Below are 20,337 nucleotides of genomic sequence, written 5' to 3'. Positions count from 1 at the left end.
CCAGCCACCCTCCGCGGCCTGTGGAAAACCGCGCGTCAGCGCGCCCAGGCGCCCGGCTGATCGACCGTGCCGGGCATCCGCCTCGGCGCGGGCTCCACCACCGGCCCACCGTCGCGCAGGCCGGCCAGCCGTCTGACGGCCTCCTGCAGCACGTCGTCCTTCTTGCAGAACGCGAACCGCACCAGGGACGACCCCGGCACCACGTCGTGGGCCTCCTGGTCGTAGAACACGCCGACCGGCACCGCCACCACGCCCGCCCGCTCCGGCAGCGCCCGGCAGAACGCGATTCCGTCGACGCCGCCCAGCGGCGCCGCGTCCGCCGTCACGAAGTACGTGCCGGCCGGGATGTGGACGTCGAACCCGGCCGCGACCAGCCCCTGGCACAACAGGTCACGCTTGGCCCGCAGGTCCGTCGACAGCCCGGCGAAGTACTCCCGGGGCAACCCCAGCGCCGCCGCCACCGCGGGCTGGAACGGCGCCGCGTTCGTGAACGTCAGGAACTGCTTGACCCGCGCGATCGACGCGACCAGGTCCGGCGCGGCGCACACCCAGCCGACTTTCCAGCCGGTCGCGCTGAACGTCTTGCCCGCCGACGAGATCGTCACGGTCCGGTCGCGCATGCCCGGCAGCGTCGCCAGCGGCAGGTGCTCGCCGTGGAACACCAGGTGCTCGTACACCTCGTCGGTCACCGCGATCAGGTCGTGCTCGACGCAGAGCCGGGCGATCTCGGTGAGTTCCTGCCGGTCGAACACCGCGCCGGTCGGGTTGTGCGGCGAGTTGATCAGGACGACCCGGGTCCGCGACGTGATCGAGGCGGCCATCGCCGCGGTGTCGAGCCGGTAGTCCGGCGCACGCAGTGTGACCGGGCGCCGCACCGCTCCGGCCAGCGCGATCACCGCGGCGTAGGAGTCGTAGTACGGCTCGACGCACAGCACCTCGTCGCCGGGCTCGCACAGCGCCATCATGGTGGCCGCGATCGCCTCGGTGGCGCCTGCGGTGACCAGCACCTCGGTGTCGGGGTCGTAGTCCAGCCCGTACCAGTCGCCCTGATGGCGCGCGATCGCGGTGCGCAGGTCCGGCGTCCCGGGGCCCGGCGCGTACTGGTTCTGGCCCGACTGGATGGCCTTCACCGCGGTGCGCAGCATCAAGTCGGGACCGTCGGTGTCCGGGAAACCCTGCCCCAGGTTGATCGCCCCGGTGCGGGTGGCCAGTGCGGTCATCTCGGTGAAGATCGTGGTGCCGAAGCCGCGCATGCGCGCGATGCCTCGACGTGTTTCCGAGGATGGGCCGGACGTGTTACCACCAGGGGTCATGAACCCAGACGATAGGCGGTGTCTTTCCTGTTCAGTGCGCGGGGCGGGGTTTTTGGCCCACCATATCTTGACTTAAGGTCCGGATAAACGGCGGTTTCACTGGTTGCACCGGGTCGGTCACCGAGCCTCCGAAGACGAGTCGGTAACGTCTGCTATCGGCGTTGGCTCCAGGACGCGCCGATGCGGGAGGAGTGCCGATGGTCGAGGATTCGCCGTCAGCGGACGTGCCCGAGGAAGCGCCCCGTCCGGCCCGGGCGCCGCGCAAGCGCACGTCGGCCGCCTCCACGCGGGCTCCCCGCCGCGCCGTCGCGAAGGCACCCACCGATTCTCCCGAAACGCCCCAGCCGCCTACGGCTCCGAAGGCCAAGCCCCGCAGCACCGGTTCCCGTTCTTCTCCGCGGACGCCGGGCAGCCGCCCGTCGGCGGCAGCCGCCGATCCGGCCGGCGACGGTGCCCCCGACGCCACCGCGCGAAGAGGTGTCGCGAGCCGCCGACCGGCCGACGACGACCTGGCACCCGCTCCGGCGCCGGCTCCGGTGGAGCACCAGGCCGCGCTCGACCTGATCCAGGCGTACCGCTCCCTGGCGGTGCCCAAGCCGCTGCCCCCCACCCCGCCCGGGCCGCTGCCCCCCACCCGGCCCGGGTCGTTGGCCCCCAGCCCGCCCGGGTCGCTGGCCCCCACCCCGCCCGGGCCGAGCGACGGCTCGCCGGTCGGGAACGACACGGCGGCGTCACACTGGTCCGACACCGAGTCGGTGTTGCAGCGGCTGGGGCTGGTCGACGCCGACGGCCGCCCGATCGAGGGCTCCGCCGAGCGCCCGGTGGAACACCCGGGCGTGTTCGCACTCGACGGCACCACCGTTCCTCCGCCTCCCCACCCGATCACGATCGCCGAGCCCGTTCCGGCGTTCGACGACCTGGTCGCCCGCACCCGCGCCCGGGCCCGCGCGTCCGAGGAGACGACCCAGAAGCTCCCGCAGCCCGGCCCGTTCGGCCCCGGCCCCGACACCGCCGAGGTCCCGGTCGAACATCCGCTCTCACCGCGCCCCGGCACGTACGCGCTCGACGCCGCCCCGGCGTCGGCCCAGGCCGCCCCGGCGTCGCTCCGGGCCGCCCCGGTGTCGGCCCCGGCCGCGCCGGCGTCGCTCCAGGCGCTCCCGGCGGACGTCGAACCGCCCACCCCGGCGGATGCCCGGCCCCCGGCCCAGCGAGCCGAACCCCGCCCCGGCCACGCGCTCCTCCCGGTACGCAAGCTCGTGCAACGCCTGCTGCTGCCCGGGCGTCCACCGAGAACGCGGGAAATGCCGGTCGGACCGCCGGCCGCGGAACCCGCGCGGAGGGGCCCGGACGCGATGGAGGCTCCGCCGGAGCCGTCCGCGTCGCCGGAGCGACCCGCCTCACTCGAACGCGCGGTGCCGATGCCGGAGCCGCAACCCCGGCCGGTGCGACGCCGGCCGACGCCGAAGCAGTGGCGGCGGGCGGGCCGGATCGCCGGGATCGTGGCCGTGTTGCTGGTCGCGGCTATCCCCGCCGCCGGGCTGAGCTGGCGCGCGGCCTGGGGCGCTGACGCGGACCCGGCCGGCGCGCTCGGTGGGGGGTTCGGAGTCGTCGGCCTCGCGCTGCTCGCGGCCGGCGCGATCGCCCGGGTGCGGTCCGGGCCGGGGGAGCGGCGGCCCGCGACACTCCCGCAGGTGCTCGCCCGCCCGGGCGCGCTCGCGATCGTCGTGGGGCTCGCGATCCTGTTCTGCGCCGCGCTGGCCGTCAACTGACCTGCTGACCCGCGCAGACGGGCGGGTTCGTCGTTCCGGGCTCCCGCCGCGTAGACTCATTCCCGGCGACCCGCTCCCGTGGGTCGACTTCGCGTGCCCACCGTGCGAACGCTGGAGCTCTGGCTCAGCGGCGCGGCGGTCTCCTCGGTCCCCTGCTGGGGGCCAACGACCGTAGGGCACCAGGGCGACGGGCCCGGCCGCACCAACAGCCGACAACCCGACGCACAACCGAGGAAATGCGGCGCGCCGCAAGGCCGCCGCCCGAGCAAGGAAAGGACGCGCCTTTCAATGGCCGTCGTCGGAATGCGCCAGCTCCTCGAGAGCGGCGTGCACTTCGGGCACCAGACCCGACGCTGGAACCCGAAGATGAAGCGCTTCATCCTCACTGAGCGCAACGGCATTTACATCATCGACCTGCAGCAGACGCTCACGTACATCGACAACGCGTTCGAGTTCGTGAAGCAGACCGTCGCGCACGGCGGGACGATCCTGTTCATCGGCACCAAGAAGCAGGCCCAGGAGGCCATCGCCGAGCAGGCCCGCCGGGTCGGAATGCCGTACGTCAACCAGCGCTGGCTGGGCGGCATGCTCACGAACTTCCAGACCGTCTACAAGCGGCTGCAGCGCCTCAAGGAGCTCGAGGTCATCGAGCAGACCGGTGGCGACAACGTGCTCACCAAGAAGGAAGCGCTCGTTCTCAAGCGCGAGAAGGACAAGCTCGAGCGCACGCTCGGCGGTCTGCGCGACATGCAGAAGGTGCCCTCCGCGGTGTGGATCGTCGACACCAAGAAGGAGCACATCGCGGTCGACGAGTCGCGCAAGCTCCACATCCCGGTCGTGGCGATCCTCGACACGAACTGCGACCCGGACGAGGTCGACTACAAGATCCCCGGCAACGACGACGCGATCCGTAGCGCCGCCCTGCTCACCCGTGTGATCGCCGACGCGGTCGCCGAGGGTCTGATCGCCCGCGCCGGTGGCAGCAAGGCCGACACGAAGCCGGACGCGCCGGCCGCGAACGAGCCGCTGCCCGAGTGGGAGCGCGAGCTGCTCGAGACGAAGACCGACGCGCCGACGACCGGTGAGGCTCCGGCCGCCCTGGCCGAGGCGCCGATCTCCGCCGAGGCCCCCGTGGCCGAGGTCGAGGCAGTCGAGGCCGCGGTCGCGGCTGAGCCGGCTCCGGCCAGCACCGAGTCCTGATCACCCGCCGGTGGGCGGGCGGAGCCGCCCGCCCACCGGCACACAACTTCGATGTGAGAGAACGGACAATGGCGAACATTTCCGCCGCTGACGTGAAGAAGCTCCGCGACCAGACCGGCGCGGGCATGATGGACGCGAAAAAGGCGTTGACCGAGGCTGACGGCGACTTCGACAAGGCCATCGAGGTGCTGCGCATCAAGGGCGCCGCGAAGGCCGCCAAGCGCGGCGGCGAGCGGACGGCCGCCAACGGCCTCATCGCCACGGCCGAGGGCGCGATCATCGAGCTCAACTCCGAGACCGACTTCGTGGCCAAGAACGACGAGTTCCAGAGCCTCGCGGCCGACATCGTGGCGCACGCCGCCGCGGCGAAGGTCGGCGACCTCGACGCGCTGCTCGCCGAGAAGCTGAAGGACGGCAAGACCGTCGCCGAGAACATCGAGGCCGCCTCGATCAAGATCGGCGAGAAGCTCGAGCTGCGCCGCGTCGCGCTGCTCGACGGCCAGGTGGCCACCTACATGCACCGCAAGGACCCGTCGCTGCCGCCGCAGGTCGGCGTGCTCGTCGAGTTCACCGGTGACGACGTCGAGGCCGCCCGTGGCGCTGCCATGCAGGTCGCCGCGATGCGTCCGGTGTACACGACCCGCGACGAGGTGCCGTCCGACACCGTCGAGAACGAGCGTCGTATCGCCGAGGCCACCGCCCGCGAAGAGGGCAAGCCGGAGCAGGCGCTGCCGAAGATCGTCGAGGGGCGGGTCAACGGGTTCTTCAAGGAGAACGTGCTGCTCGAGCAGTCCTCGGTGCAGGACAGCAAGAAGACCGTGAAGGCCCAGCTCGATGGTGCCGGTGTCTCGGTGAGCCGGTTCGTCCGGTTCGAGGTCGGACAGGGCTGACGAGCCGGCCCACCGGGCCGGCTCTCGAGTCCAGACGACTCACGAAGCCGCCGGTGGCGATCGCCACCGGCGGCTTTTCTCGCGCTCAGAGGAGACCAGTGATGACTCTCGAGACCCGTCCCGCGCCGGATTCGATACCGGTGGGCCACGATCGCCCGTGGTCGCGGGTGATGCTCAAGCTCTCCGGCGAAGTGTTCGGCGGCGGGCAGTTCGGCGTCGACCCCGACGTCGTGCAGGCGATCGCCGTGCAGATCGCGGAGGTCGTCCGGCAGGGCCTGCAGGTCGCGGTCGTGGTCGGCGGTGGCAACTACTTCCGCGGCGCCGAGCTGCAGCAGCGCGGCATGGACCGCGCGCGCTCGGACTACATGGGCATGCTGGGCACGGTGATGAACTGCCTCGCGCTCCAGGACTTCCTGGAGAAGCAGGGCATCGACACCCGGGTGCAGACCGCGATCAACATGGCGCAGGTCGCCGAGCCGTACATCCCGCGGCGGGCGATGCGGCACCTGGAGAAGGGCCGGGTCGTGATCTTCGGCGCCGGTGCCGGCATGCCGTACTTCACCACCGACACGGTCGCCGCCCAGCGCGCGCTCGAGATCGGTGCGGACGTGCTGCTCAAGGCCACCCAGGTGGACGGCGTCTACGACGACGACCCGAAGAAGAACCCGGCCGCGGTCCGGTTCGACCGGATCAGCTACAACGAGGTGCTCACCCGCGGCCTCGGGGTCGCCGACGCCGCGGCGATCAGCCTCTGCATGGAGAACGATCTGCCGCTGGTCGTGTTCGACCTGCTGGTTCCGGGCAACATCGCGCGAGCGGTCCGTGGAGACCGGATCGGAACGTTGGTGACCACGGAGCTGGTCACGACGACTTCCGCAGGCTGAAATACTCTTCTCGCCGGCAAGCGACCGAGCCCAGGAGGCGACACCAGTGATCGACGAAACTCTCTTCGAAGCCGAAGAGAAGATGGAGAAAGCCGTCGAGGTCGCCAAGGAGGACTTCGGCTCGGTGCGTACCGGCCGCGCGGCGCCGGCGATGTTCGGCAAGATCTTCATCGATTACTACGGTGCGATGACGCCGTTGCCGCAGCTGGCCTCCATCACCATTCCGGAGGCTCGGATGGCGGTGATCAAGCCCTACGACAGCTCGCAGCTGGGCGCGCTGGAGCGGGCGATCCGCGACTCCGACCTCGGGGTCAACCCGGGCAACGACGGTTCGATCATCCGCGTCGTGTTCCCGCAGCTGACCGAGGAGCGTCGTCGAGACCTGGTGAAGGTCGCCCGGTCCAAGGGTGAGGACGCCAAGGTCTCGATCCGCAACATCCGTCGCCGGGCCAAGGAAGCGCTCGACAAGATCGGCAAGGACGGCGAGGCCGGCGAAGACGACGTGCGTCGCGCCGAGAAGGAGCTCGACGACACCACCGGACGTTACGTCCACCAAGTCGACGAGCTCATGAAGCACAAGGAAGCCGAGCTCCTCGAGGTATGAGGTCGTTCTCGTGGAATCTACGGCGACGGTGACGCCGCCGGCGTCGAGTCGGGCGGGGCGTAACCTCCCCGCCGCGATCGGCGTCGGTGTCGGCCTCGCTGCGCTCGTGCTGGTGACGCTGTTCACCTCGACGGTCGCGTTCGCCGCGGTGATCGCCGCGGCGGTCGGCGTCGGTACGTGGGAGCTGGTGCGCGCGATCCGGCCGGTCGAGGCGCGGCCGCCGATGATCCCGCTGATCGTCGGCGGGGTCGCGACGACCGCGATGACGTACACCGGCGGCACCGAGGCGTTGTTGCTCGGGCTGCTGCTGACCGTGGTCGCGGTGGTGATCTGGCGCATCCCGGACGGCCCGATCGGCTTCCAGCGCGACGTCACGGCCGCGGTGCTGGTCGCCGCGTACGTGCCGTTCCTGGCCGGCTTCGCGGTACTGCTGGACGTCGAGAGCGACGGCGTGATCCGGATCCTCGCGTTCATCGCCACGGTCGTCTGCAGCGACGTCGGGGGCTATGTGGCCGGTGTGCTGGCCGGGCGTCACCCGATGGCGCCGACCGTGAGCCCGAAGAAGTCCTGGGAGGGCATGGCCGGGTCGCTGATCGCCTGCGCGATCGGCGGGGCCGCGTTCCTCGAGCTGGGCTTCGACGACGGAGCGTGGTGGGAGGGCGTGATCTACGGCCTCGCGATCGCGGTCGCGGCCACCCTGGGCGACCTGACTGAATCGATGATCAAACGTGACCTCGGGGTCAAGGACATGAGTTCGCTCCTACCCGGTCACGGCGGCCTGATGGACCGGCTCGATTCGCTGCTGTTCGCCGCTCCGGTGGCGTACCTGCTGTTGACGGCGTTCGCTCCGGCGGGGTGAGCGCAACGTTCCAGCGGGTGAGAGCCTGCTGCGAAATGGTGCGAACCAGTGGCCCAGAGTATTTCTGTGGCTACGGATAGAGACGAAACGCTCGTAGATCACTGTGGGACATGCTTTCGTGGCGGATGCCTCTCGCCGAGACCGGTCGCGCGCCCCACGTGGCGTGTGACAATGAGCAAGCGATGACGACGACACTCCCTTTGGTGCTTGACGCGCCCCGCCGAACCGCCCCGCCCCGCCATCTGGCGGATCTCGACCCAGCGGAGCGTCGCGAAGCCGTGTCCGCCCTGGGCCGTCCCGCCTTCCGGGCCAAGCAGCTGTCCGCGCACTACTTCGGGCGGCTGAACGCCGATCCGGCCGGGATGACCGATCTCCCGGCCGCCGATCGCGAGACGCTGGCCGAGGCGTTCCTGCCCCAGTTGCTGACCTCGGTGCGCTCGGTGGCGTGCGACGACGACTCCACCCGCAAGTGGCTCTGGCGGACGTTCGACGGCTCACTGGTCGAGAGCGTGCTGATGCGCTACCCCGACCGGGCGACGGTCTGTATCTCCAGCCAGGCCGGCTGCGGCATGGCGTGCCCGTTCTGCGCGACCGGCCAGGGTGGCCTGAAGCGGAACCTCTCGACCGGCGAGATCGTCGAGCAGGTAATGGTGGCAGCGCGAGAGATGGCAGCGACGGGCGGACGCCTGTCCAACGTGGTGTTCATGGGCATGGGCGAGCCGCTGGCGAATTACAAGCGCGTGCTCTCGGCGTTCCACCGCATCACTGATGCTGCGCCCGACGGACTAGGCCTCTCCCAACGGTCGGTGACCATATCCACCGTCGGGCTCGTACCTGCGATCAGGCGGTTGACAGCCGAGGGCATTAACGCCACTCTCGCGGTGTCCCTGCACGCCCCTGACGACGAACTTCGAGACACGCTGGTGCCGGTGAACTCCCGATGGAAGGTCGCTGAGGTACTCGGGGCGGCCTGGGAGTACGCCGAGCGAACCGGGCGTCGCGTTTCGATCGAGTACGCCATGATCAAGAACGTGAACGATCAGCCGTGGCGAGCAGACCTGCTAGGTCGGTTGCTGGCAAAGCGGCTTGCGCACGTGAACCTGATACCGCTCAATCCGACTCCGGGTAGCGACTGGGACGCCAGCCCGAAGCCGGTGGAGCGGGAGTTCGTGAACCGGTTGCGGGCCGCTGGCGTCCCGACCACGGTCCGGGACACACGCGGTCGAGAGATCGACGGCGCATGCGGCCAGCTCGCGGCAGCGGAGGTATGAGGACGATGGCTCAGGGCGACAGGTTTCGCCGGAAGGCACTGAAGCGGGGCTACAAGGTCGACGAAGTCGACGAGTTCCTCGACCGGGCCGAGGCGACGCTGGCGCGGCGACCCATTGGTGATCCGCTGACGGCCGCGGACATCCGGGACGTCGTGTTCCGGACGCGGTTCGGCGGCTACGACGAGTGGCAGGTCGACCTGCACCTCGATCGGCTCGAGAAAGAGCTGGACGAGCTGGCGTCGGGTCTCCCGCCGCGGGGCTCGAACGGGTTCCGCGCGCTCGAAGCCGGTCCGTCGGCGTACCGCGACGAGCGCGAAGAAGTGCCGGCGTACGGCGCGGCCGCGCCGCAGCCGGAGCCGGCCTACGGCGGCGGGTACGGGCGGCCGGGCTTCCAGGAGCCCGAGTACCGCGAGGAGCCGTCCTACGGCGGCTACCGCGAAGAGCCCTCCTACGGCGGTGGTTACCGCGAGGAGCCGTCGTACGGCGGTGGTTACCGCGGTGAGCCGGGCTTCGGTGCCGGTGGTTACGACCGTCGCGAGCCGATGCGCGAAGCCGCGACGATCCATCAGTCCGCGCCGCCGATGTCCGCCCCGCCGATGCGTGAGCCCGACGGCTACCGCGGCGTGCCGGTGAGTGGCGGCGGCTGGAACGAGCAGGGCGCCCCCTACCGCGACGACCGGTACCGCGACGACGTCCCGTACCCGGAGCAGGCCCCGTACCGCGGCGACGACCGTTACCGCGAGGAACCGTCGTACGGCGGTGCCGGTGGCTACCGCGGCGGCGAGCGCTACGACAACGCGCCGCCGTACGTCGAGCAGCCGTCCTACGCGGAGGGTGCGCCCTACCAGGAGCAGCCCACGCAGTACGGCGGCGGCCGGTACCAGGAGAGCCCCTCCTACGGCGACCAGCCGCAGCAGTACCTGGACCAGACCGCGTACGCCGAGGTGCCGCCCTACGGGTCGGCCGGCGGGTATCGCGAGAGCCCCTCGTACGCCGAGGGCACGCCGTACCGCGAGGGTCCGTCCTACGCCGAGGGCCAGCCGTACTCCGGCGCCGGGTACGGCGGGCGTCCGCGTAGCGGCGGGTACCCGGAGCCGTACCAGGAGGCCCCGTCCTACGGTGGCTACCGCGAAGAGCCGTCGTACGGCGGCGGGTACCGCAACGGTGGAGGCCGCTACCCGGAGCCCGACGGCACCGGTCCGCAGCCGGTCGTGTCCGGGGTCCCGGTGTCGGGTTCGGTGCCGCCTCCGCGCGGTGGCCGCCAGTACAGCGGCGTCGAGCCGTCGCCGTTCGCCGGCCGTGAGCTCCCGGCCGGGCGCGGTGGCGTCGAGCCGGAGTACGCCGGGCGGTACGGCAAGGAGATGACGATGGAGATGGGGGCCGTTCCCGGCCTCGTCTCGCCGTTCACCAACGAAGACAAGGCCGTGGTGGCCGAGCTGCGGTCGAGCTTCCGTCCGCGCCGGTTCGGCTCGGGGTACGACCCCGGCCAGGTCGAGCGTCTGTTCGACGCCATCCAGGCGATGATGGAAGGCCGCAGCGGCGGCCAGGTCACCGACTCGGACCTGATGCCGGGCCAGTTCGGCCTCGTGCAGGGTGGTTACTTCGAGGACGACGTGGACGAGGCGCTGCGCCAGGTCCGTGGCTTGTACGGCCGCCGCGTCGGCTGAGTACCAGCGCACGACGCTGAGTGCCCATGGCACGACGAAGGCCCCGGGAAATTTCCCGGGGCCTTCGTTCTGTCTCAGCGCTTGACGCCGTACCGCCGCTGCACGCCGTCCCACACGATCAGGGCCAGGATGGTGAGCGCGCCGCCGATCAGGAACAGGTCTTCGACGTGCCCCTGGTGGTTGCCGACGACCATCAACAGCAGCGAGATGGCCGATACGACGGCAAGCCCGCGCCACAGCCTGGGGTGACCTTCCCTCAGCTGGTCAGGCGCGATTACCGGCTCTTCCTCCGCCACGGTTCCTCCTCGTCCGGCCTCGTTGAGCCGCATTCTTCCACGGGGTGATCACGCTGCCACGACCGGGCGCCGACACGCCGTAGAACAGCGTCCGAAGCACCGTTCTTGTGGTTCTGACGTGGAGCCCGCTGAGGGCGGCGGTGCCGATCGGGCGCGACGACGCCGCGTACACGTCGTACTCAAGTCGTCGCGCCCGCTCGGCACCGCCGCCCTCAGCGGGCCGTGCAACTAGATCTTGGTCCAGGCTTGGGTCAGGACGGCGCGCAGGATCTGCTCCATCTCGTCGAAGTGGGACTGGTCGGCGATCAGGGGCGGCGAGAGCTGGATGACCGGGTCGCCGCGGTCGTCGGCCCGGCAGTACAGACCGGCCTCGAACAGCGCCTTGGAAAGGAACCCGCGCAGGAGCCGCTCGCTCTCGTCCGAGTCGAACGTCTCCTTGGTCGCCTTGTCCTTGACCATCTCGATGCCGTAGAAGTACCCGTTGCCCCGGACGTCGCCGACGATCGGCAAGTCGTGGAGCTTCTCCAGGGTTGCCCGGAACGCGTCCTCGTTGGCGAGCACGTGGCCGTTGAGGTCCTCGCGCTCGAACAGGTCGAGGTTGGCCAGCGCGACCCGCGCCGACACCGGGTGGCCGCCGAACGTGTAGCCGTGGGGGAAGTAGTTGCTGCCGTCCAGGAACGGCTCCATGATCCGGTCGGAGAAGATCGCCGCGCCGATCGGCGAGTACCCGGACGTCATGCCCTTGGCACAGGTGATGATGTCGGGGACGTAGTCGAACTTGTCGCAGGCGAACATCGTCCCGAGCCGTCCGAACGCACAGATCACCTCGTCCGACACCAGCAGGACGTCGTGGCGGTCGCAGATCTCGCGCAGCCGCTGGAAGTATCCGGGCGGCGGCGGGAAGCAGCCACCGGAGTTCTGAACCGGCTCCACGAACACCGCGGCGACGGTGTCGGGGCCCTCCATCACGATCGCCTGCTCGATCTGGTCGGCGGCCCAGCGTCCGAACGCCTCGAGGTCGTCGCCGTGCTCGGGCGCCCGGTAGAAGTTCGTGTTCGGAGCCTTGAACGCGCCCGGCACCAGGGGTTCGAAGTACTTCTTCGCGTCCGGGATGCCGGTGATCGAGAGCGCGCCCTGCGGCGTGCCGTGGTAGGCGATCGAGCGGCTGATCACCTTGTGCTTCATCGGCTTGCCGGTGAGCTTGAAGTACTGCTTGGCGGCCTTCCAGGCGGTCTCCACCGCCTCGCCGCCACCGGTCGTGAAGAAGACCCGGTTCAGGTCTCCGGGTGCGTAGTGCGCCAGGCGCTCGGCCAGTTCGATCGCGGCCGGGTGCGCGTGGCCCCAGAGCGGGAAGAACGCGAGCTCCTGGGCCTGCTTGTACGCGGCCTCGGCGAGCTCGACCCGGCCGTGCCCGGCCTGCACCACGAACAACCCGGCCAGACCGTCGAGGTACTTCCGGCCGTTGGTGTCGTAGATGTAGACGCCGTCGCCGCGGGCGATCGTCGGCACCGGCTCGGTCTCGTACGTCGACATCCGGGTGAAGTGCATCCAGAGGTGGTCGTACGCGCTACGGGAGAGCTTGTCGTCCGCTCCTGCCCCGGTGTTTTCGGTCGGGGTGGTGGTCATCTGGTCCCCCAGGAGTAGGTCTGCTTCACCAGGCGCAGGTACATGAAGATCTCGGTGCTCCGCACACCCGGTACCTGCCGGATCAGCTCGTTGACGACGCGCAGCAGGTGGTCGTCGTCTTCGGCTACCACCTCGAGCAGCACGTCGTACGAGCCCGCCGTCAGTACGACGTAGTCGATCTCGTCCAACTTGCCGAGCCGCTCGGCCACCTCCCGGAGGTCACCCTCCGCGCGGACCCCGACCATCGCCTGGCGTCGGAAGCCCAGCATCAACGGATCCGTCACCGCGACGATCTGCATGACGCCCGCTTCGAGGAGGCGCTGGATCCGCTGGCGTACCGCCGCCTCGGACAGGCCGACGTCCTTCGCGATGGCCGCGTAGGACCGGCGACCGTCCTTTTGCAGCTGCTCGATGATCCGTTTGGCGATGTCGTCCAGGACGACCGGCGGGCCTGCGGAGCGACCGGAGGTGGTGGGCTGCACTCGCCCATGGTTGCGGAGACCCACCGGTTCTGGCAAGTGATTCCGTTGCATAAGCTCCTCGATCTTGCGGATTCCGTTTTGGATGCACTGAGATAGGAGGTGCTCCGCGCATCCGGAGGCCGGTGGCACGACACTGGTCCGGCTCTGTGCAGGTCAGGCGAGGTTACGGAGAAACGATGACACTGCAGAACTTCGTCGGTGGCGCCACGACCGGCGCTGCGGACGGGCGGACGACCGACGTCGTGGATCCGAGTACTGGAGAGGTTTACACCAACGCTCCGCTCTCCAGCGCTGCGGATGTGGATAAGGCGGTGAAAACCGCGCGGGCGGCGTTCGAGTCGTGGCGCGATTCGACGCCGTCGGAGCGGCAGCGGGCGCTGCTGAAGATCGCGGACGCGATCGAGGAGCGCGCCGACGAGATCGTGAAGGTGGAGTCGGAGAACACCGGGAAGCCGATCCAGCTGACGCTGGAGGAAGAGATTCCTCCGATGGTCGATCAGATCCGGTTCTTCGCCGGGGCGGCCCGGGTGCTGGAGGGCAAGTCGGCCGGCGAGTACCTGGCCGGGCACACGTCGTTCATCCGCCGCGAGCCGGTGGGCGTGTGCGGGCAGGTGGCGCCGTGGAACTACCCGATGATGATGGCCGTGTGGAAGTTCGCGCCGGCGATCGCGGCGGGCAACACGGTGGTGCTCAAGCCGTCGGACACCACGCCGGCGTCGACGCTGCTGCTGGCCGAGATCGCGGCTGAATTCCTGCCCGAGGGCGTGTTCAACGTGATCACCGGTGACCGCGACACGGGGAGGGCGCTCGTCGACCACCCGGACGTCGACATGGTCTCGATCACCGGAAGCGTCCGGGCCGGGATGGAGGTCGCGGGTGCGGCCGCGCGCGACCTGAAGCGGGTCCACCTGGAGCTGGGTGGCAAGGCACCGGTCATCGTCTTCGACGACGCGGACCTGGAGGCCGCGGCCGAGGCGATCGCGGTGGCCGGGTACTTCAACGCCGGTCAGGACTGCACCGCGGCGACCCGGGTGCTGGTGGCGCCACATCTGCACAACGACTTCGTCGCGGCGCTGGCCGAGCAGGCGCGCGGTACGAAGACCGGTGCCCCGTCCGACGAGGACGCCCTCTACGGGCCGGTGAACTCCGCGGCGCAGCTGGAGAAGGTGACCGGGTTCATCAACCGGCTGCCGGATCACGCGTCGCTGGACGCGGGTGGCTCCCGGGTCGGCGACCGGGGCTTCTTCTACGCCCCGACCGTTGTCTCCGGACTGAACCAGGACGACGAGATCGTGCAGAACGAGGTGTTCGGCCCGGTCATCACCGTGCAGAAGTTCACCGATGAGGAGGAGGCCCTGCGCTGGGCCAACGGCGTCAAGTACGGCCTGGCGTCGTCGGTGTGGACCAAGGACCACGGCCGGGCGATGCGGATGGCCAGGCGGCTGGACTTCGGGTGCGTATGGATCAACACCCACATCCCGCTCGTCGCCGAAATGCCCCACGGCGGCTTCAAGCACTCCGGGTACGGCAAGGATCTGTCGATGTACGGCCTGGAGGACTACACCCGCATCAAGCACGTCATGTCCTCGTGGGCGGCCAGCTGAGAACGACGATGCCAAGCGGGCGCGACCACTTGAGTATGTCCAATACGGGGCGTGGTCGCGCCCGCTAGGCCTCGTCGTTCTCAGCTGGCTCCAGGTCAATGCCAACGCCTACCACTGCGTTTTGGGGGACGGTCAGCCGCCTAGGAGACGTTGCATGGCGCTGGCGCGGCGGGCGCGGTGGCCGGTGCGGGCTTCGATCTTGTCCGCGCTGGTCATGGCCCAGAGGCCGCCCGACATGCCGAGCCAGCGGAACGGCTCCGGCTCCCAGTTGGGGGAGCGGTGGCCGACCCAGGGGAGCCGGGTCAGCTCGGTGTCCCGCTCCAGCACGAGGTCGGCCAGCGTCCGGCCGGCGAGGTTCGTCGTCGACACCCCGTCGCCGACGTACCCGCCGGCCCAGCCGATCCCGGTCGCCGGGTCGAGCCCGACCGACGCGTGCCAGTCCCGCGGCACTCCCAGCGGACCGCCCCAGGTGTGGGTGATCGCGGCACCGGTCACGCCCGGGAACATGCCCAGCAGCGTGCGGTGCAGGGCGGCGAACACGCTCTGGTCGCGCTCCGCCTCCGGGCGCAGCTTCGACCCGAACGGGTACGGCGCACCCCGTCCGCCGAGCGCGATCCGGTCGTCGGCGGTGCGCTGGGCGTAGATGATCAGGTGCCGGCCGTCGGTGAGCGTCTCCCGGGCCCGCCAGCCGACGCTGTCGAAGAACCAGGCCGGCAGCGGCTCGGTCGCGATCATCAGCGAGTACAGCGGCGCGACCGCCCGCCGGAACCCCGGCAGCGCGGACGTGTACCCCTCGGTGGCCCGGATGACGGCGTCCGCGGTCACGGTGCCGTCCGCGGTGACGGCCCGGCCCGGCTCCAGCCGGAGCACCCGGGTGTCTTCGAACAGCCGCACCCCGCGCGCCTCGACCAGCGACGCCAGCCCCCGCGCGAGCTTCGCCGGATGGATCGCCGCGCAGTGCGGTGTGTACAGCGCCCCGCGTACCCCGGTCGCGACCCCGACGCGCGTCCGCGCCTCCTCCGGGCCCAGCCAGCGGTAGTCGTCCTCGCCGAACCCCCAGTCGCGCTCTTCCGCGAGCTCGGCGCGCAGGCGCTCCTCCTGGGCGGCGCCGGCGGCCAGCGTCAGCGTGCCGCCCTTGGCCCAGTCGATGTCGAGACCCTCGGTGTGGGCGACCCGCCCCACCTCGTCGACGGTTTCGAACAGGGCGCGCCGCAGCGCGATCGCCGCGTCCCGTCCGTGATCCCTGGCGATCCGGGCGGTGGACGCCGGGAACAGCGCCGAGCACCAGCCGCCGTTGCGCCCGGAGGCCCCGAACCCGGCGAACTCCGCTTCCAGCACCGCGACTCGTAACCCCGGATCCGCCTCGGCGAGGTAGTAGGCCGTCCACAGCCCGGTGAATCCGGCGCCGACGATCACCACGTCGACGTCGAGATCACCCGTCAGACCGGCGCGCCGGTCGGCCCGGTCGGGCGCCAGACCGTCGAGCCAGAGGCTGAGAGCTGAGTCGGCCATGCGGTCACTCCTCGAAACGTACCCACTACGAAAGGTCAAACGGACGCGGTACGGAGTCGGATCAACAACGGGCGGAATGAGACTGATGAGGTCAATGTGAAACGCGTGCCCGGAACGTAGTTACTGGATTGTTTCTTCCGCTCCACAACGGATTCATCATCCGAGACCGGATTGTTTCACGGATTCCTTGCCCCGCGGCACGTCAGCCTGACATTCTCAGCCCATCCGGCCGGAACCTGCGCCCGGATCGGTTGTCCCCCCACCGGATACCGTTCCCGCGTCGAAACCGGCATGACGTAATCTCGCGGCGCGAGAAGGGGACGGGCAACGGGTGCACCAGTACATCGCCGGGCAACGGGCACGCGGTTCCAGCGGGACGCCGTATGACGTCATCGACCCCTCGACCGGGGAGACGCTCGAGTCGATCGAGCTCGCCGATCCCGGGGACGTCGACCGTGCGGTCGGCGCGGCCGCGACCGCGTTCGACGACTGGTCCCGCGCTACGCCCGGCGAGCGGTCCGCGGTGCTGACGAAGCTGGCCACCCTGCTGGAAGCCGACGCCGCCGCGATCGCGGAGACCGAGAGCCGTCAGACCGGCAAGCCGATCCGGCTCTCGACCGAATTCGACGTTCCGGGGACGGTCGACAACACCGCGTTCTTCGCCGGGGCCGCGCGGGAACTCGCGGGCAAGGCGGCGGCGGAGTACTCGCCCGACCACACCTCGATGGTCCGGCGCGAACCGATCGGCGTCGTCGGGTCGATCGCGCCCTGGAACTACCCGTTGCAGATGGCGGCCTGGAAGATCCTGCCGGCCATCGCCGCCGGCAACACGATCGTGCTCAAACCGGCCGAGAACACTCCGCTGACCGCGCTGCGCCTGGCCGAACTGGCCACCGAGGCCGGGGCGCCTGCCGGCGTCGTCAACGTCGTGACCGGCACCGGGCCGGTCGCCGGCGAGGCGCTGATCTCGCACCCGGACGTCAGCATGGTGTCGTTCACCGGCTCGTCCGGAGTCGGACGCCGGGTGATGGAGCTGGCCAGCGGCGGCCCCAAACGCATCCACCTGGAGCTGGGCGGCAAGGCACCGTTCGTCGTCCTGGACGACGCCGACCTGGAGGCCGCGGCCCACGGTGCGGTCGCGGGTGCGCTGATCAACACCGGTCAGGACTGCACGGCGGCCACCCGCGCCTACGTCCACCGCTCGCGGTTTTCGGAGTTCGTCGACCGGGTGGCCGAGCTGATGGCGGCGGTGCGCCTGGGCGCGCCGCTGGACCCCGCGACCGACCAGGGCCCGCTGATCCACCGGGCCCAGCAGGACCGCGTAGCGGGCTTCGTCGACCGCGCGCGAGGCTACGGAGCCCGGGTCGTCGTCGGCGGCGAAATCCCGAAGACCGACGAACTGATCAGAGGTTCGTACTATGCGCCGACGCTGATCGTCGATGTTGCACAGGACGCAGAGATCGTCCAGAAGGAGGTCTTCGGACCGGTCCTGGTGGCGCTACCGTTCGGCAGTGGGAACGCCCGCCGTGGGAGCGATGACCCGGATCTGGATGAAGCGATCGCCTTGGCCAACGACACGCCGTTCGGTTTGGCCGCGTCGGTCTGGACTCGTGACGTCCATCGGGCGATGCACGCGACCCGAAGAATCCGGTCGGGCTGCGTGTGGGTCAACGACCACATCCCGATCATCAGCGAGATGCCGCACGGCGGCGTCAAGGCGTCGGGCTTCGGCAAGGACATGTCGAGCTACTCCTTCGAGGAGTACACGGCCGTGAAGCACGTGATGCTCGACTTGACCGCGACCGCAGCCAAGGCCTGGCACCGAACGGTGTTCTCCGGCGCGTAATTCTGCGACCCGCTGACACCATCCGCACCGTAGCGGCAGCATTACCCCGGCACACTCAAATAATCACGGTCCGCAGTCGCGGTCCAACAGAGGTTTGAAGGAGCAGCTCCGATGACGGATGTCGACCCGGACGTAATGCGGTCGCTGCGCCAGCTGCTGTCGCGTCGGTCGGTGCTCCGTAGCGCCAGTGCCGCCGGCTTATTGGCGGCCGGCGGTCCATTGCTCGCGGCATGTGGAACGAAGGGCGCCGCCAAGACCGAGGCCGACCAGGCGGCGTCAGCCGACCTGTCCGACAAGGACAAGGTCGTCAACTTCTCCAACTGGCCGCTCTACATCGACGTGGCCGAGAACGACGAGAAGGTGCACCCCACCCTCAACCAGTTCAAGTCGAAGACCGGGATCACGGTCAACTACGTCGAGGACATCAACGACAACGACCAGTTCTTCGGCAAGGTCCGCGCCGACCTGGCCGCCGGCAACGACATCAAGCGCGACGTCATGGTGCTCACCGACTGGATGGCCGCCCGGCTGATCCGGCTCAAGTGGGTCCAGAAGCTCGACGAGGCCAACGTCCCGAACGCCAAGAACATCCAGCCGTCGCTCACCGAGGTCGAGTTCGACCCGCAGCGTCAGTACTCGCTGCCGTGGGCCGGCGTCATGGCCGGGATCGCGTACAACACCGAAGTCACCGGGCCGGTCAACACGATGACCGACCTGCTCACCAAGCCGAACCTCAAGGGCAAGGTCACCGCGCTCACCGAGATGCGCGACACGATGGGCCTGATCCTGCTGGACAACGGGGCCGACCCCGCGTCGGTCACCGAGGCCCAGTTCGACGAGGCGCTGGCCACGCTCGAAGCCGCGGTGAAGAGCGGCCAGATCCGGCGCTTCACCGGCAACGACTACACCCAGGACCTCGCGGCCGGGAACGTCGCCGCGTGCGTCGCCTGGTCCGGTGACATCGTGCAGCTGCAGAACGACAACCCGAAGATCAAGTTCGTGACGCCCGAAGCCGGCGCGACCCGGGCCAGCGACAACATGATGATCCCGAACAAGGCGGCTCACAAGAAGAACGCCGAGCTGCTGATGAACTACTACTACGACCCCAAGGTCGCCGCCGAGCTCGCCGCGTACGTGAACTACATCTGCCCGGTCGTCGGGGCCCAGGAAGAGGTCCAGAAGACCGACCCCGACCTCGCGAAGAACGAGCTGATCTTCCCGACCGAGGCGACGCTCGAGAAGCTGCACACGTTCAAGCCGCTGGACGATGCCACCGAGCGCTCGTTCTCGGACAAGTTCTCGAAGGTCATCGGCGCGTGACCGCGGCGGGCACGGGGCGAGACCTCCGGCTGGTCGAGGTCTCCAAGCGATTCGGGCCGATGACGGCGGTCGACAACCTGTCGCTCACGATTCCGGAGGGCTCGTTCTTCGCCCTCCTCGGCCCGTCCGGGTGCGGCAAGACGACCACGCTGCGGATGGTCGGCGGGCTCGAGGAGCCGACCGCGGGCCGGGTCCTGCTCGGTGCGGACGACATCACGACGAAGAAGCCGTACCAGCGCCCGGTCAACACGGTGTTCCAGAGTTACGCGCTCTTCCCGCACCTGACGATCTTCGAAAACGTCGCGTTCGGGCTGCGTCGCCGTCGCCAGTCCGAGGTGAAGAAGAAGGTCGCCGAGGCGCTGGAGATGGTGGAGCTGGCCGACTTCGGCCAGCGCAAGCCGACCCAGCTCTCCGGCGGTCAGCAGCAGCGGGTCGCGCTGGCCCGCGCGCTGGTCAACCGGCCGCAGGTCCTGCTGCTCGACGAGCCGCTCGGCGCGCTCGACCTGAAGCTGCGCCGTCAGATGCAGCTCGAGCTCAAGCAGATCCAGACCGGCGTCGGGTCGACGTTCGTGCACGTCACGCACGACCAGGAAGAGGCCATGTCGATGGCCGACACGATCGCGGTGATGAACCAGGGCCGCGTCGAGCAGCTCGGCGGCCCGGTCGAGCTGTACGAGCGACCGGCCACGGTCTTCGTCGCGAACTTCCTCGGTCAGTCGAACCTGCTGGCCGGCACCGTGTCCGGCCGGTCCGGCGGCGACCTGCTGCTGGACGTCTCGGGATACCGGGTGGCGCTGCCGGCCTCGCGGTCGGCGTCCACCGGCAACCGGCTCTACATCGGCGTCCGGCCCGAGAAACTGCACCTGAGCCCGGTGAGCGCGCCGGTGCCCGACCGGCACAACCGGCTCGACGTGCAGGTCATCGACTCGAGTTTCATCGGGGTCAGCACCCAGTACCAGGTCCGGACGCGCTGGGGGCAGCCGCTCTCGGTCTTCACCCAGAACCTGACGTCCGACCTCGGGCCGCGGCCCGGGCACGAGGTGCAGGTGCACTGGGACCCGGCGTCCGCGTTCGGGCTGGACGGCAGTCAGGACGCGCACGCGGGCGAGATCCTCGACCCGGAGCTCGGCGGGGTACCGGTCCCATGAGCGAACGTTTGCGCGAGCGACGGCTAGCGGAGTGGCCCCGCCGTCG

17 protein-coding genes are annotated in these 20,337 nt (G+C 69.8%); 12 read left to right on the top strand and 5 right to left on the bottom strand.

From position 1 onward, the window contains the following. Window positions 1-35: 35 nt before the first annotated feature. Entirely contained in the window at window positions 36-1,253 is a 1,218-nt protein-coding gene (locus tag ACIBZJ_RS26010) for a pyridoxal phosphate-dependent aminotransferase (RefSeq protein WP_395933874.1), read from the bottom strand. Between the two features lie 257 nt (window positions 1,254-1,510). On the opposite strand from ACIBZJ_RS26010, the gene ACIBZJ_RS26005 reads away from it, so the two are divergent. The 8 genes from ACIBZJ_RS26005 (at window position 1,511) to ACIBZJ_RS25970 (ending at window position 10,457) form a co-directional block, all read left to right on the top strand. Further along, on the top strand, window positions 1,511-3,082 hold the full coding sequence (locus ACIBZJ_RS26005; RefSeq protein WP_395933872.1) for a hypothetical protein: 1,572 nt from the start codon (window positions 1,511-1,513) through the stop codon (window positions 3,080-3,082). Between the two features lie 288 nt (window positions 3,083-3,370). Then, window positions 3,371-4,282 carry a 30S ribosomal protein S2 gene (gene rpsB, locus ACIBZJ_RS26000; protein ID WP_395933870.1) on the top strand — a complete coding sequence of 304 codons (912 nt, stop codon included), beginning with the start codon at window positions 3,371-3,373 and terminating at the stop codon, window positions 4,280-4,282. 68 nt (window positions 4,283-4,350) lie between these two features. Then, window positions 4,351-5,172, top strand: a complete 822-nt coding sequence (gene tsf, locus ACIBZJ_RS25995; RefSeq protein ID WP_395933868.1) for a translation elongation factor Ts — start codon at window positions 4,351-4,353, stop codon at window positions 5,170-5,172. Window positions 5,173-5,273: 101 nt separating this feature from the next. Further along, the gene (gene pyrH, locus ACIBZJ_RS25990; RefSeq protein WP_395933866.1) at window positions 5,274-6,056 is read left to right on the top strand and encodes a UMP kinase; all 783 of its coding nucleotides are present in this window, start codon (window positions 5,274-5,276) and stop codon (window positions 6,054-6,056) included. A 46-nt stretch (window positions 6,057-6,102) separates the two neighbouring features. Beyond that, the gene (gene frr / locus ACIBZJ_RS25985) at window positions 6,103-6,660 is read left to right on the top strand and encodes a ribosome recycling factor (RefSeq protein WP_395933864.1); all 558 of its coding nucleotides are present in this window, start codon (window positions 6,103-6,105) and stop codon (window positions 6,658-6,660) included. Between the two features lie 10 nt (window positions 6,661-6,670). Further along, entirely contained in the window at window positions 6,671-7,519 is an 849-nt protein-coding gene (locus tag ACIBZJ_RS25980) for a phosphatidate cytidylyltransferase (RefSeq protein WP_395933862.1), read from the top strand. 182 nt (window positions 7,520-7,701) lie between these two features. Next, on the top strand, window positions 7,702-8,790 hold the full coding sequence (gene rlmN, locus ACIBZJ_RS25975; protein WP_395933860.1) for a 23S rRNA (adenine(2503)-C(2))-methyltransferase RlmN: 1,089 nt from the start codon (window positions 7,702-7,704) through the stop codon (window positions 8,788-8,790). 5 nt (window positions 8,791-8,795) lie between these two features. Continuing rightward, window positions 8,796-10,457, top strand: coding sequence for a DivIVA domain-containing protein (locus tag ACIBZJ_RS25970; RefSeq protein ID WP_395933858.1), 1,662 nt, complete (start codon window positions 8,796-8,798; stop codon window positions 10,455-10,457). A 74-nt stretch (window positions 10,458-10,531) separates the two neighbouring features. Here ACIBZJ_RS25970 and ACIBZJ_RS25965 read toward each other — a convergent pair whose 3' ends face one another. From ACIBZJ_RS25965 to ACIBZJ_RS25955, 3 genes are all read right to left on the bottom strand, one after another. Beyond that, window positions 10,532-10,753, bottom strand: coding sequence for a DUF2631 domain-containing protein (locus ACIBZJ_RS25965; protein ID WP_395933856.1), 222 nt, complete (start codon window positions 10,751-10,753; stop codon window positions 10,532-10,534). 228 nt (window positions 10,754-10,981) lie between these two features. Then, window positions 10,982-12,379, bottom strand: coding sequence for an aspartate aminotransferase family protein (locus tag ACIBZJ_RS25960; RefSeq protein ID WP_395933854.1), 1,398 nt, complete (start codon window positions 12,377-12,379; stop codon window positions 10,982-10,984). Beyond that, a complete protein-coding gene (locus ACIBZJ_RS25955; protein WP_395933852.1) occupies window positions 12,376-12,912 on the bottom strand; it encodes an Lrp/AsnC family transcriptional regulator in 537 nt (178 codons plus the stop codon). The genes ACIBZJ_RS25960 and ACIBZJ_RS25955 overlap by 4 nt, the downstream gene beginning before the upstream one ends. A 125-nt stretch (window positions 12,913-13,037) precedes the next feature. On the opposite strand from ACIBZJ_RS25955, the gene ACIBZJ_RS25950 reads away from it, so the two are divergent. Then, window positions 13,038-14,465, top strand: coding sequence for a gamma-aminobutyraldehyde dehydrogenase (locus tag ACIBZJ_RS25950; protein ID WP_395933850.1), 1,428 nt, complete (start codon window positions 13,038-13,040; stop codon window positions 14,463-14,465). A 132-nt stretch (window positions 14,466-14,597) separates the two neighbouring features. Here ACIBZJ_RS25950 and ACIBZJ_RS25945 read toward each other — a convergent pair whose 3' ends face one another. Further along, complete coding sequence (locus ACIBZJ_RS25945) at window positions 14,598-15,977, bottom strand: NAD(P)/FAD-dependent oxidoreductase (protein WP_395933848.1); 1,380 nt, start codon at window positions 15,975-15,977, stop codon at window positions 14,598-14,600. 331 nt (window positions 15,978-16,308) lie between these two features. Here ACIBZJ_RS25945 and ACIBZJ_RS25940 point away from each other — a divergent pair, with 331 nt between their 5' ends. From ACIBZJ_RS25940 to ACIBZJ_RS25930, 3 genes are all read left to right on the top strand, one after another. After that, entirely contained in the window at window positions 16,309-17,823 is a 1,515-nt protein-coding gene (locus ACIBZJ_RS25940) for a gamma-aminobutyraldehyde dehydrogenase (protein WP_395933846.1), read from the top strand. A gap of 111 nt (window positions 17,824-17,934) precedes the next feature. Then, window positions 17,935-19,143, top strand: coding sequence for a spermidine/putrescine ABC transporter substrate-binding protein (locus ACIBZJ_RS25935; protein WP_395933844.1), 1,209 nt, complete (start codon window positions 17,935-17,937; stop codon window positions 19,141-19,143). Continuing rightward, complete coding sequence (locus tag ACIBZJ_RS25930; RefSeq protein ID WP_395933842.1) at window positions 19,140-20,291, top strand: ABC transporter ATP-binding protein; 1,152 nt, start codon at window positions 19,140-19,142, stop codon at window positions 20,289-20,291. The genes ACIBZJ_RS25935 and ACIBZJ_RS25930 overlap by 4 nt, the downstream gene beginning before the upstream one ends. The last annotated feature ends 46 nt before the right edge of the window (window positions 20,292-20,337 follow it).

It is taken from the genome of Cryptosporangium sp. NPDC051539 (genome assembly GCF_044454545.1).
Lineage (GTDB): Bacteria > Actinomycetota > Actinomycetes > Mycobacteriales > Cryptosporangiaceae > Cryptosporangium.
Note: the sequence above shows the minus strand (reverse complement) of the source record. Positions and strands in the feature narration are given on the sequence as shown.

What these genes read in the sequence shown, in the direction of transcription:
- ACIBZJ_RS25970 (WP_395933858.1), top strand. Translation starts at nt 8,796, where the DNA reads ATGGCTCAGGGCGACAGGTTTCGCCGGAAGGCACTGAAGCGGGGCTAC.
- tsf (WP_395933868.1), top strand. Translation starts at nt 4,351, where the DNA reads ATGGCGAACATTTCCGCCGCTGACGTGAAGAAGCTCCGCGACCAGACC.
- ACIBZJ_RS25950 (WP_395933850.1), top strand. Translation starts at nt 13,038, where the DNA reads ATGACACTGCAGAACTTCGTCGGTGGCGCCACGACCGGCGCTGCGGAC.
- ACIBZJ_RS25960 (WP_395933854.1), bottom strand. Translation starts at nt 12,379, where the DNA reads ATGACCACCACCCCGACCGAAAACACCGGGGCAGGAGCGGACGACAAG.
- ACIBZJ_RS25935 (WP_395933844.1), top strand. Translation starts at nt 17,935, where the DNA reads ATGACGGATGTCGACCCGGACGTAATGCGGTCGCTGCGCCAGCTGCTG.
- ACIBZJ_RS25945 (WP_395933848.1), bottom strand. Translation starts at nt 15,977, where the DNA reads ATGGCCGACTCAGCTCTCAGCCTCTGGCTCGACGGTCTGGCGCCCGAC.
- ACIBZJ_RS25955 (WP_395933852.1), bottom strand. Translation starts at nt 12,912, where the DNA reads ATGCAACGGAATCACTTGCCAGAACCGGTGGGTCTCCGCAACCATGGG.
- pyrH (WP_395933866.1), top strand. Translation starts at nt 5,274, where the DNA reads ATGACTCTCGAGACCCGTCCCGCGCCGGATTCGATACCGGTGGGCCAC.
- rpsB (WP_395933870.1), top strand. Translation starts at nt 3,371, where the DNA reads ATGGCCGTCGTCGGAATGCGCCAGCTCCTCGAGAGCGGCGTGCACTTC.
- rlmN (WP_395933860.1), top strand. Translation starts at nt 7,702, where the DNA reads ATGACGACGACACTCCCTTTGGTGCTTGACGCGCCCCGCCGAACCGCC.
- ACIBZJ_RS26005 (WP_395933872.1), top strand. Translation starts at nt 1,511, where the DNA reads ATGGTCGAGGATTCGCCGTCAGCGGACGTGCCCGAGGAAGCGCCCCGT.
- ACIBZJ_RS26010 (WP_395933874.1), bottom strand. Translation starts at nt 1,253, where the DNA reads ATGCGCGGCTTCGGCACCACGATCTTCACCGAGATGACCGCACTGGCC.